We start from the raw sequence: 10,938 nt of genomic DNA on the forward strand, positions 1-10,938 counted from the left end.
TTACCCCAGTTTTTCAAAGATTTTGCCGAGCTTCTCTTCCAGCGTGGCAGCCGTGAAGGGCTTGACGATATAGCCGTTCGCGCCCGCCTGGGCAGCGGCAATGATGTTCTCACGCTTGGCTTCGGCCGTGACCATCAGCACCGGTAGTTTGGCCATGGCGGCATCGCTGCGAATGGCCTTCAATAGTTCCAGCCCGTCGAGATTGGGCATATTCCAGTCGCTGACCACGAAATCGAACGTGGCGGCACGCAGTTTATTCAGCGCATCCTGACCATCCTCCGCCTCTTCAATATTTTGATAGCCGAGGTCCTGCAGCAGGTTACGCACGATGCGTCGCATAGTGGCAAAGTCATCTACCACCAGAAAACGCAGGTTTTTATCTGACATCTCAATGTTCTCCTGAACCGGTTAATCCATTTATTTGCGTTGTAGGTTGTTGCTGAAACCGTCGAGTAAACGCTGGCCGACCTGATCCAAATCCACCACCTCACAGGCACCGTTCAGCGCAATGGCTTCGCGCGGCATGCCGAACACCACACAACTGGCTTCGTCCTGCGCCAGCGTCCATGCACCGGCCTGCCGCAGCGTTAGCAGGCCGCGTGCGCCATCGTTGCCCATACCGGTGAGGATGGCGGCGCTGGCGAGTTTGCCTGCCTGCTGCGCCACGGAATGGAAAAGCACATCCACCGACGGGCGATGGCGATTGACCGGCGCGTTGTCGCTGATCTGCACTTCGTAACCCCGACTGCGGCGCACGATCTCCAGATGACGATCGCCCGGCGCAATCAGGGCATTGCCCGGCAACAGCGGTTCACCGTGTTCGGCTTCACGTACCGAAATCTGGCACAGTGAGTCCATGCGTTGGGCGAAGGAGCGGGTAAAACCGGCAGGCATATGTTGGGCGATGACGATGCCGGGACTGCTTAACGGCATCTGTGTCAGCACCCGGCGCAGCGCTTCGGTGCCGCCTGTAGACGAGCCAATGGCGATGATTTGCGAGGCATCGGTCTTGATGCCAGCCAGCAGCGAGCCGGAGGCAGCGTTGAGCCGATAGCGATTAGGATTGGCTTTGGCGGCTCCACGAATTTTGTCTGCCAGCAGCGCGCCCCATGCCGCCAGATCGCCGGGCATCTGGTTACCGGGTTTAGGGATAAAATCCACCGCGCCCTGTTCCAATGCATTGAGCGTGGCGCTGGATCCGCGCGTGGTCATGCTGGAGATCATGATCACCGGCATGGGCCGCAGCCGCATCAGTCGGCTCAGAAACTCCAGCCCGTCCATGCGCGGCATATCAATATCCAGCGTCAGCACATCCGGGTTGAATTGTTTAATCAGGTCACGGGCGATCAGCGGATCGGGTGCCGTAGCCACCATCTCCATATCGGCCTGCTGATTGACGATGGCGCTGAGCATATTGCGCATTAAGGTGGAATCATCCACCGCCATCACGCGTATTCGCTTCAAGGTGCAACCTCCATCCGTTCGTACACTGATTGCCCACGCAACTGCAGCGGCAACGTGGGCTGGGAGAAGTGTTCAGAGTGACCAACAAACAGCAAACCGCCGGGTTTGAGCAGGCGAGCGAAGCGCTCCAGTAGCCGAATCTGGGTGGGAAAATCAAAATAGATCATGACGTTGCGGCAGAAGATGGCATCAAACGGCTGAGGCAGCGGCCAGCTGTCCGCCAGCAGATTGATCTGTTGATAATGGATGTTCGCCAACAGCGCGGGTTTCACTTTGACGTACTCGCGACTGTGACCACTGCCGCGCAGAAAATAGAGACGTTTCTGCGTCTGATTCAGCATTTGAATGTCGCTAAAGCGATAGATTCCCGCCTGCGCTTTGGCCAGCACATCGGTATCAATATCAGACGCCCAGACGCGTAATCCGCTGCCCAAAACCTGATCCAGCGTGATGGCGATTGAACAGGGTTCTTCACCGGTCGAGGCGGCGGTACACCACACGCGATAATCTTTCGGACGCTGGCGTGCATGTTCCGCCAGAATCGGGAAATGATGCGCTTCCCGGAAAAACGACGTGAGATTGGTGGTCATGGCATTGATAAAAATCTGCCACTCCGGCTGCTCAGGGTGGGATTCGAGCAGGTCGGCATAAGCTGTAAAGGTGTTCAGTTTGAGTTCGCGCACCCGGCGTGAGAGACGGTTAAATATCATCTCTTTTTTTTGTGTATTCACCACAATGCCGGCGCGCTGATAAATCAGTTTTCCCAGGCGAATTAATTCAATATCGGTTAATGACAGCGAGCCGGGTAATAAGCGCGCAGCTGTGGTGTTATTTTCATGCATTGCCATCAAGCCTTATACCGGCGTATTCATCACTTCCTGATACGCAGCAATCATTTTATTTTTAGCCTGCATGCCAAAGCTAAATGAAATAGAGGATTTCTGCATCGCCAGCATCACATCGTTAAGGCCGAGATCGCTGCTGCCTGACATCCACTGCTGCGTTTTGGTTTTGGCATCCAGCTGGGTTTTATTTATCTCATTGATACTGTGCAATAACTTATCTGAGAAGGAAGGGGTGTTATCGCGCGGAGATATCGCGCCTGTGACTTGTTGCGCCTGAGATTGAATCTGATCGAGTACGCCTCGTAATAAGCTCGCTGACATGCTTCACGCCCATAGGAATAAGAATATAGAGCGGCAGATTAGCATTCGAGGCTATTCATCAGAAAATGCAATAAGACAACACAACTTCGAGCTTATTGCCCATTAATAAATCGCGCTTTCGATGAATAATGATTCTCTGAATATTCCTGATGACCTATTACTATTTTTACAGGAAGGCGGCATGAGTGCCACGTTAAAGGATTTAAATCATCACCCGTCCGCACAATTAAAATCGGTGCTGTTATCGCTGCGATCCAGCCCGAAAATCGCGCTGGCGATTGCCGCAGCGGCCACGCTTTCGGTGGTTATCGCGCTGGTGATGTGGGCCAATCAGCAGAGTTACAGCATCCTGCTCAGCAATATCAGTGATGAAGACGGCGGTGCCATCGTGGCGCAGCTCACCCAGCTGAACGTTCCTTATCGCATTGACGCCTCGAGCGGTGCGATCCGGGTGCCAGAAGGGCTGGTGCATGAAGTCCGTATGAAGCTGGCGCAGCAGGGTTTACCCAAGGGTGGAGCAGTCGGCTTTGAGCTGCTGGATCAGGAAAAATTTGGCATCAGTCAGTTCAGCGAGCAGGTGAACTTCCAGCGTGCACTGGAGGGGGAGCTGTCGCGCACCATTGAGAATCTGGGTCCGATCCAGTCGGCGCGCGTGCATCTGGCGGTGCCCAAACCGTCCCTGTTTGTGCGTGAGCAGAAAGCGCCTACCGCCTCGGTGAGCGTCAATCTGATCAACGGCCGCACGCTGGATGAAGGCCAGATTGTGGCGATAACGCATCTGATCTCCAGTGCGGTAACCGGCCTGGCAGCAGAGAACGTCACGCTGGTGGATCAGCGTGGCAATTTGCTGACGCAGAGTGGCATGCGCGGTCTGCAAACCTCACAGCTGAAATACACCAACGACATTGAGTTTGATTACCAGCAGCGAATTCAACGTATGCTGGCGCCGCTGGTGGGTGAAAACAACGTGCGAGCGCAGGTCACGGCGCAGATCGATTTCACCCAGCTGGAGCAGACCCAGGAGCAATATCAGCCGAATAGCGATCCGCAAAAAATGGCGATTCGCAGCCGACAGGCCAGCCAGGCAGAGCAGGGCAACAACAGTGGCACTGGCGGTGTTCCTGGCGCACTCAGCCATCAGCCGCCCACGCCCGCCACGGCACCGATTACCCAGCCATTAAGTGCCAGCGACAGCAACCGTCCCGCAGGCCAGCCTTTCAATAATCGCAACGACGAGACCACCAATTTTGAGCTGGACCGCACACTGATCCACAGCAAATCCAGCATCGGCCGCATTGAACGCCTTTCGGTGGCGGTGGTGATTAACCATCTGCCGCAGGGCGAAGAGGGCAGCGTGAGTGCGATGAGTGATGAGCAGCTGGCCCGCCTGAATACCCTGGTGCAGGAAGCGATTGGCTATCAAGCCACGCGGGGAGACAGCATCAATATCATGCATGCGCCGTTTAACGGCCTGGTCGATGAGCCTCCGCTGCCGCTGTGGCAGCAGGCGAGTTTCCACACGCTGTTAATGAATCTGTTCCGCTATCTGGTGGTGGCGATCATCGCCTGGATCATGTGGCGCAAACTGGTGCAACCGAGCTGGGAACGCCATCAGCAGACCACGCTGCGCCAGATGGAGCTGGAGAAAGAGGCGCGCGACGAGGCCGCTGCAGCGCAAAAACATGTGGCAGAGAACGATGTGCGCCAGCGTGCTCAGCAGCGTGCGCATACCGAAATTAGCACTCAGCAACTGCGTGAGCTGGCAGAGCAGGAGCCTCGCGTGATTGCGCTGGTGCTGCGCCAGTGGATGAACCAGGAGGGCAGGCCATGAATGCGGCAGATAAGAGTGCGGTGGTGATGCTGACGCTGGGCGACGAGCTGGCGGCAGAGGTGTTTAAGCATCTCAATGCGCATGAGGTGAAGCAGATCGGCGGTGCGATGGTCAACATGGCCGGATTTAGCCATCAGCAAATGGCGGCGGTATTGCAGCAGTTTGAACAGGATTCCAGTGAATATGCCGCGCTCAGCCTGAACACCAATGATTATCTGCGCAGCGTGCTGGTGAAGGCACTGGGCGAAGATCGTGCCAGTTCGCTGCTGGAAGATCTGCTGGACACCCAGCAGGGCAGCAACGGCATGGAAACGCTCAACTTTATGGAGCCGCAGGCGGTGTACGATCTGATTTGCGAAGAGCATCCGCAGATCATCGCCACCATTCTGGTGCACCTCAAGCGCAATCAGGCCGCTGATGTGCTGGGCAAGTTTGAAGACCGCGAGCGCAACGACATCATGCTGCGTATCGCCACCTTTGGCGGCGTCCAGCCTGCCGCGCTGCAAGAGTTGACCGAAGTGCTGAATACCTTGCTGGATGGTCAAAATCTCAAGCGCAGCAAAATGGGCGGTGTGCGACCGGCCGCCGAGATCCTCAACCTGATGAAAACTCAGCAGGAGGCTTCTGCGATTGAAGCGGTGCGTGATTTTGATCAGGAGCTGGCACAGAAACTGATCGATGAGATGTTCCTGTTTGAGAACCTGATCGAAGTGGAAGATCGCCATATTCAACGACTGCTGCAAGAGATCGAAAATGAAACCCTGTTGATCGCGCTAAAAGGGGCCAACGACGCGCTGCGCACCAAGTTCCTCGCCAACATGTCGCGCCGCCAGGCGGAGCTGATCCTCGACGATCTGGCTTCGCGTGGCCCGGTACGCTTGTCGCAGGTTGAGGCCGAGCAGAAAACCATCCTGAATATTGTGCGCAAACTGGCGGAATCCGGTGAGATTGTGATTGGAGGCAGCGACGATGCCTATGTCTGATCACGCACAGTGGCGCCGCTGGCATCCGGATAACCTGCTGCAGGAAGCGCCGGAAATCACGGTTGAAATCGATAGCTCGGCCTCGGAGGCCCAGCGGCAGGCGGACCTGGCGCGCCTGCGTAAACAGGCTGAACAGCAAGGTTTCAGTCAGGGCATGAAACAGGGTGAAGAGGCGGGTCAGCAGCAGGGCTACGAAGCTGGATGGCGCGAAGGGCATGAAGCGGGTCTGGCGCAGGGCATCGAGCAGGCCGCAGCACAGCAGCAGGCGCTGTTGCGTCAGGCCGAGTGCTGGCTGCAAAACTTTAAGCTGGCGCGTGAGAACCTCGACAGTGTGATCCCCGGTCGTCTGGTGCAGTTGGCGCTCACCGCCGTGCAGCAGTTGTATGGCCGTCAGGCACAGATCGATCACTCCGCGCTGCTGCAACAAATTCGGCAATTGTTGCAGCATGACGCACTGCTGCACGACTCTATCCAGCTCTACGTGCATCCCGACGATCGTGCGGTGATTGAGCAGGCACTGGCGCAGGCGTTAACCGAGACGGGCTGGCAGCTACACAGCGATGCACAGCTGGCGCCCGGCGGCTGTCGCATTACCTCGGCTGAAAGCGAGTTCGATGCCAGCCTGGAAACGCGCTGGCAGGCGCTGTGCCAGCTGGCGCGTCAGGAGAATGTGCCATGAGCCAGCAACTCAGGCAGTGGCTCGATGCGCTCGACACCATTGAGCACAACATGGCGGCGGTGCCGGGGTTTCGCCAATACGGCAAACTGACGCGCGCCACCGGGCTGGTGATGGAAGCTGTGGGGCTGATATTGCCGATAGGCGCGCTGTGTCTCGTCGAGCGGCAGACCGCGCAAGGCAAAACCGTGGTCGACACGGAAGTGGTGGGTTTCAACGCCCACACGCTGTATCTGATGCCGCTGGCGCAGGTGGAGGGCATTGTGCCTGGCGCGCGAGTTTATGCGCCCGCGCACGACAGCGGCGGGGGTAAACAGTTGCCCGTTGGGCCCCAGCTGTTGGGTCGGGTACTGGATGCGCAGGGCCATCCGCTGGATGGCGGTGCTGCACTCGGCAAACCGCTGGCGAGCCTGTTCACCGCTTCACTCAATCCGCTGCATCGCGATCCGATCAAAAGCGTGCTGGACGTTGGCGTGCAGGCGATCAATGGCCTGCTGACAGTCGGTCGTGGTCAGCGCATGGGCCTGTTTGCCGGTTCCGGTGTGGGCAAAAGTGTTCTGCTTGGCATGATGGCGCGTTTTACCACCGCCGAGGTGATCGTGGTGGGATTGATTGGCGAACGCGGCCGCGAAGTTAAAGATTTCATTGAAAATATTCTGGGTGAAGCCGGGCGTTCGCGCGCAGTGGTAATTGCCGCACCTGCCGATGTATCGCCGCTGCTGCGCATGCAGGGCGCGGTGTATGCCACGCGCATTGCAGAAGACTTTCGCGATCGCGGCATGAATGTCCTGCTGATCATGGATTCCCTGACGCGCTATGCCATGGCGCAGCGTGAAGTGGCGTTAGCCATCGGCGAGCCGCCCGCCACCAAAGGCTATCCACCTTCGGTATTTGCCCGGCTGCCCGCGCTGGTGGAGCGCGCGGGCAATGGCATGGCAGGCGGCGGATCGATCACCGCGTTTTATACCGTATTGACCGAAGGCGACGATCCCCAGGATCCGATTGCCGATGCGGCACGCGCGATTCTCGACGGCCACATTGTGTTGTCACGTCGGCTGGCGGAAGCGGGGCACTATCCGGCGATTGATATTGAAGCCTCAATCAGCCGCGCCATGACCGAACTGATTCCGCAGGCGCAATATCGCAAGGTGCAGCGCTTTAAGCAGCTGCTGGCTTGCTATCAGCGTAACCGCGATCTGGTCAGTGTCGGTGCCTATGCGTCAGGCAGCGATGCGCTACTCGATCAGGCCATCGATCGCTTTCCCGTTCTTGAAGCCTTTCTCCTGCAGGCGATTCACCAACGCAGCGACTACCCGACTGCGATAGCGGCGCTGGCTCAATTATTCCCTGACATCCCGGAGTGACAATGCACATGCGCAATCCCATGGTTATGTTACGTGACAGAGCCGAAGAGACACTGACCGCCTCCACGCAAACGCTGGGGCAGGTGCAGCAGACGTTGCAACACGCCGTGGCGCAGCATCAGCAGCTAAAAGCCTATGCAGATGAGTATCAGCAGTCACTGCGGCGGGGCATGACGGGCAGCGGTATGTCGGTGGCGCATCTGGTCAATCATCAGGCGTTTATCGTGTCGCTCAATCAGGTGGTCAGGCAGCATGAGCACCAGGTCGATCAGTGCGAACGTGCCGTCGATGGCGCGAAAAAATGCTGGATTAATGACAAGCAGCGCCTGAACGCGTTTGAAACCTTGCTGGCGCGGCGGCAGAGTGCTGAGGCGCAGGCGGCCAGCCGTCGTGAGCAGAAGCTGATGGATGAGTGTGCGCAGCGAATCAATCCTCAACGAGGACGGTTATGACGATGGATATCACGGCACTGCTTAACGGCAAACTCAGCGATGTGTTGAAAACCCGCGAGCCGACTGACGAGGATTTTAGCGAACTGCTACTGGAGAAGCAGGATGGCATGCTGGTGATGGGCGAACCTTTGCTATCGGTGTTAGCCACTTTGAAAGCCGGGCCGGTGCCAGCGCTCGCGGATCAAGCGCGTGTGCCAGTGTCTGCAATTTCGGACAGTGACAACCCCCGCTGGCAGTTGCAACAGCGGGTGAGCCAACAGTCGGCAAACCAACAGGCGGCCAACCTGCACAGATCGGTCACCGCCGACCCGAACGGATTAAACAACGCTGTGTCTGACACCAGCGGGAAATTCACTGCTTTGGACATGCGCCATGCGCTTTTCGCCGATAAGAGTCGCCTGTCCGTCGCGGATACTCGCCATGCACTTGTTGCCAACGCGAGTAGCCAGCCTGTCGTGAAAACGCGCAGTCCGCTTCTCGCCGAAATGCGCAGCGCGCCCGCCGATCGGTTTAGTCCGCCAGGTTCAGTCAGCCGGTCACCTGTGCCGCAGCCCGAAGTTTCTGCCACGGCAGCCAGCGCGCTGCTCGCCGATCGACAAGCTGCGTCTGTTATAGCAGTGCACACTGACACTTCAGCGAACACTGAGCTGGGACTCTCCGCCAATCATCCTATTCCGATGCCGTTACAGCGAGCGCTGCCCGCGCCGGCAACGGTCACGGTGGCCCTGCAACATCCACCTGAATCTCCCGCGTGGAAGCAGGAATTCAGCCAGCAGATTGCATTACTGAGCCGTCAGGGCGTGCACAGCGCGGAGATCCGCCTGCATCCGGAGAGCTTAGGTTCGTTGCAGATTTCCCTGCGCATGAAGCAAGAACAGGCGCAGATCCATATCGTCAGCGAACATGCTGGCGTACGTCAGGCCATTGAGCAGGCATTGCCGCAACTGCGAGCGGCGATGGCCGAGTCCGGCGTGCAGCTGGGGCAAGCCAGCGTGGGCAGTGAAAACCCACATGCCAATGCAGATGGCCAGCGCGGATCCTCACAGCCACCATCGCCTGACGATGCAGATGACCATCGAGCGGGAGAAGACGAATCCACCACAGAGTTAATAGCGTCAGCACCGGGAAATATTTATGGAATAAATACCTTCGTATAAAAGGGTGAATTAGCCTCAGGTGTGAAATGACATTGGCTCATTCCACCACATCAAAAAATATTATAATCATGCTCTTCATCATTATTGTTGAGTCTATTAATTCTCACGCTGAGTGTATTCATTATGGAAGAAGAAAAGACCGATAAACCAAAACGTAGCCGCCTGCGAAGACGCCTTATTATATTTCTCACGCTCAGCCTGATAACCCTGGGTGGAGGTGTAGCCTATTGGTTTTGGCTGGAAAAACAGAACGCCTCGACTGACGAGCCGAAAGCACCGGTAATAGAAAAAGTGGAGCCGGTCTATGTGCCGCTGAATACTTTCACCGTCAGTCTTAAACCCACCGAGGAAGAAGCCGACCGCGTGCTGTATTTAGGCATTACGGTGAGTTTTATTGATTCACAGTCATCGGCGACGTTAGCGAAATTTATGCCGGAATATCGCAGCCGGCTATTTATGTTATTCACCCAGCAAACTTATGAAACGTTATCAACGGATGAAGGAAAGCATCAGTTGATTGCCGATATTCAAACAGCACTCAGCCAGCCATTGCCACATCAACAGGCGATCACGCCCGCTGAAGTGTTAATTAATGAATTTATTCTGCGGTAAATAACTATGTCAGATAGCTTTTTGTCTCAGGATGAAATTGATCGCCTGCTGAATGCCGACAGAGATAGCAGCGCACCGGTCTCAGGCAGTGCAGAAGCCAGTGATATCCGGCCTTACGATCCGCATACGCAGCGTCGGGTGATTCGCGAGCGTCTGCACTCGCTGGAGATCATTAATGAGCGCTTCGCCCGCCAGTTCCGCATCGGGCTGTTTAATCTGCTGCGACGTGGCCCGGATGTGACCGCTGGCAATATTCAAATCCAGTCCTACCACGAGTTCGCGCGCAATTTGCCGGTGCCCACCAACCTGAATCTGCTGCACCTGCATCCGTTGCGTGGCACTTCGCTGATGGCCTTCTCACCGGGGCTGGTGTTTATGGCAGTGGATAACCTGTTTGGCGGCGATGGGCGTTTTCCCACCAAAGCCGACGGGCGCGAATTCACCCCCACCGAGCAGCGTGTAATTAACCGCATGGTGAGCATGGCGCGCGAAGCCTATGAGTTCGCCTGGAGCACCATTTTCAGCATCAAAACCGAGTACATCCGCTCAGAAATACAGGTGAAATTCACCAACATCACCTCATCACCCAATGACGTGGTGGTCACCACCCCATTTGCGGTCGAGATTGGCTCGCATCGTGGCGAATTTAATATCTGTATCCCGTTTAGCACCCTCGAACCGCTACGCGAACTGTTAAGCAATCCGCCGCTCAGCCACTCCCGCAGTGAAGATGCTCACTGGCGCGGCATGCTGGCGGGCGAGATGCGCGAAACCGAGCTGGAGCTGGTGGCGACCTTTGCGCAAATGGAAACCCGGCTCTCATCGGTGCTGCGCATGCAGCAGGGCGATGTACTGACCTTCGACAAACAGGACCGCATCACCGCCAGCGCCGGCGGTGTGCCGATATTCACTGCGCACTACGGGGCCGTGAATAACCAATATGCCCTCAAGGTTGAACAAAAAGTTCAGCCCGCATTGTCATCAATTAGCAAGGAGCCACATCCCCATGAGTGATAACCCCACCTCGACGGGCGCTGAAGATCCCTCTATCGATAATCTTTGGGGAGACGCCATGAGCGAGCAGCAGGCCGCCAGCAGCGCATCGCAAAGCACTGACGATCTGAGCCTGATTATGGATATCCCGGTGAAAATGACCGTGGAACTGGGCCGTACCAAAATGACCATCAAAGAGCTGCTGCGTCTCAGCCAGGGGGCAGTCGTGACACTGGATGG

At 56.8% G+C, this 10,938-nt stretch carries 13 protein-coding genes; 9 read left to right on the forward strand and 4 right to left on the reverse strand.

Annotation, left to right across the window (positions count from 1 at the left end):
• Genes cheY through fliE form a run of 4 tightly spaced genes read right to left on the reverse strand, consistent with a single transcriptional unit; the run spans nucleotide 1 to nucleotide 2,630 of the window.
• Nucleotides 1–387 (reverse strand): chemotaxis response regulator CheY, encoded by a 387-nt coding sequence (gene cheY, locus H7A81_RS03185; protein ID WP_034826392.1) that lies wholly within the window; start codon nucleotides 385–387, stop codon nucleotides 1–3.
• Nucleotides 388–417: 30 nt separating this feature from the next.
• Nucleotides 418–1,464 (reverse strand): chemotaxis response regulator protein-glutamate methylesterase, encoded by a 1,047-nt coding sequence (locus H7A81_RS03190; protein WP_182056699.1) that lies wholly within the window; start codon nucleotides 1,462–1,464, stop codon nucleotides 418–420.
• Nucleotides 1,461–2,306: a CheR family methyltransferase gene (locus H7A81_RS03195; RefSeq protein ID WP_034826389.1), complete on the reverse strand. Its 846-nt coding sequence runs from the start codon at nucleotides 2,304–2,306 to the stop codon at nucleotides 1,461–1,463. The genes H7A81_RS03190 and H7A81_RS03195 overlap by 4 nt, the downstream gene beginning before the upstream one ends.
• A gap of 12 nt (nucleotides 2,307–2,318) precedes the next feature.
• A complete protein-coding gene (fliE, locus tag H7A81_RS03200; protein WP_097118236.1) occupies nucleotides 2,319–2,630 on the reverse strand; it encodes a flagellar hook-basal body complex protein FliE in 312 nt (103 codons plus the stop codon).
• A gap of 181 nt (nucleotides 2,631–2,811) precedes the next feature.
• Between fliE and fliF the strand changes: the two genes are divergently transcribed.
• The 9 genes from fliF to H7A81_RS03245 all read left to right on the forward strand — a co-directional run.
• Nucleotides 2,812–4,461: a flagellar basal-body MS-ring/collar protein FliF gene (gene fliF, locus H7A81_RS03205; protein WP_182056700.1), complete on the forward strand. Its 1,650-nt coding sequence runs from the start codon at nucleotides 2,812–2,814 to the stop codon at nucleotides 4,459–4,461.
• Nucleotides 4,458–5,444: a flagellar motor switch protein FliG gene (gene fliG / locus H7A81_RS03210; protein ID WP_182056701.1), complete on the forward strand. Its 987-nt coding sequence runs from the start codon at nucleotides 4,458–4,460 to the stop codon at nucleotides 5,442–5,444. Before fliF ends, fliG begins: the two co-directional genes overlap by 4 nt.
• Nucleotides 5,431–6,123, forward strand: a complete 693-nt coding sequence (locus H7A81_RS03215; RefSeq protein ID WP_182056702.1) for a flagellar assembly protein FliH — start codon at nucleotides 5,431–5,433, stop codon at nucleotides 6,121–6,123. The genes fliG and H7A81_RS03215 overlap by 14 nt, the downstream gene beginning before the upstream one ends.
• Nucleotides 6,120–7,484, forward strand: a complete 1,365-nt coding sequence (gene fliI / locus H7A81_RS03220) for a flagellar protein export ATPase FliI (RefSeq protein ID WP_182056703.1) — start codon at nucleotides 6,120–6,122, stop codon at nucleotides 7,482–7,484. The genes H7A81_RS03215 and fliI overlap by 4 nt, the downstream gene beginning before the upstream one ends.
• A 20-nt stretch (nucleotides 7,485–7,504) precedes the next feature.
• Nucleotides 7,505–7,936, forward strand: coding sequence for a flagellar export protein FliJ (fliJ, locus tag H7A81_RS03225; RefSeq protein ID WP_182056704.1), 432 nt, complete (start codon nucleotides 7,505–7,507; stop codon nucleotides 7,934–7,936).
• Complete coding sequence (locus H7A81_RS03230; protein WP_255478879.1) at nucleotides 7,933–9,093, forward strand: flagellar hook-length control protein FliK; 1,161 nt, start codon at nucleotides 7,933–7,935, stop codon at nucleotides 9,091–9,093. Before fliJ ends, H7A81_RS03230 begins: the two co-directional genes overlap by 4 nt.
• Nucleotides 9,094–9,216: 123 nt before the next feature.
• Nucleotides 9,217–9,705 (forward strand): flagellar basal body-associated FliL family protein, encoded by a 489-nt coding sequence (locus H7A81_RS03235; RefSeq protein ID WP_182056705.1) that lies wholly within the window; start codon nucleotides 9,217–9,219, stop codon nucleotides 9,703–9,705.
• Between the two features lie 6 nt (nucleotides 9,706–9,711).
• A complete protein-coding gene (gene fliM, locus H7A81_RS03240) occupies nucleotides 9,712–10,719 on the forward strand; it encodes a flagellar motor switch protein FliM (protein WP_182056706.1) in 1,008 nt (335 codons plus the stop codon).
• Nucleotides 10,712–10,938: FliM/FliN family flagellar motor switch protein (locus H7A81_RS03245; RefSeq protein ID WP_182056707.1), on the forward strand; the 227-nt coding region annotated here is incomplete at its 3' end. The genes fliM and H7A81_RS03245, both read left to right, overlap by 8 nt.

Origin of the sequence: Pantoea sp. ME81 (genome assembly GCF_903970985.1) — a bacterium.
GTDB lineage: Bacteria > Pseudomonadota > Gammaproteobacteria > Enterobacterales > Enterobacteriaceae > Pantoea > Pantoea communis.

Excerpts from the sequence above, each read along its gene's own strand:
- cheY (WP_034826392.1), bottom strand. The coding sequence starts at position 387 with ATGTCAGATAAAAACCTGCGTTTTCTGGTGGTAGATGACTTTGCCACT.
- H7A81_RS03195 (WP_034826389.1), bottom strand. The coding sequence starts at position 2,306 with ATGCATGAAAATAACACCACAGCTGCGCGCTTATTACCCGGCTCGCTG.
- fliE (WP_097118236.1), bottom strand. The coding sequence starts at position 2,630 with ATGTCAGCGAGCTTATTACGAGGCGTACTCGATCAGATTCAATCTCAG.
- fliF (WP_182056700.1), top strand. The coding sequence starts at position 2,812 with ATGAGTGCCACGTTAAAGGATTTAAATCATCACCCGTCCGCACAATTA.
- fliG (WP_182056701.1), top strand. The coding sequence starts at position 4,458 with ATGAATGCGGCAGATAAGAGTGCGGTGGTGATGCTGACGCTGGGCGAC.
- H7A81_RS03215 (WP_182056702.1), top strand. The coding sequence starts at position 5,431 with ATGCCTATGTCTGATCACGCACAGTGGCGCCGCTGGCATCCGGATAAC.
- fliI (WP_182056703.1), top strand. The coding sequence starts at position 6,120 with ATGAGCCAGCAACTCAGGCAGTGGCTCGATGCGCTCGACACCATTGAG.
- fliJ (WP_182056704.1), top strand. The coding sequence starts at position 7,505 with ATGGTTATGTTACGTGACAGAGCCGAAGAGACACTGACCGCCTCCACG.
- H7A81_RS03230 (WP_255478879.1), top strand. The coding sequence starts at position 7,933 with ATGACGATGGATATCACGGCACTGCTTAACGGCAAACTCAGCGATGTG.
- H7A81_RS03235 (WP_182056705.1), top strand. The coding sequence starts at position 9,217 with ATGGAAGAAGAAAAGACCGATAAACCAAAACGTAGCCGCCTGCGAAGA.
- fliM (WP_182056706.1), top strand. The coding sequence starts at position 9,712 with ATGTCAGATAGCTTTTTGTCTCAGGATGAAATTGATCGCCTGCTGAAT.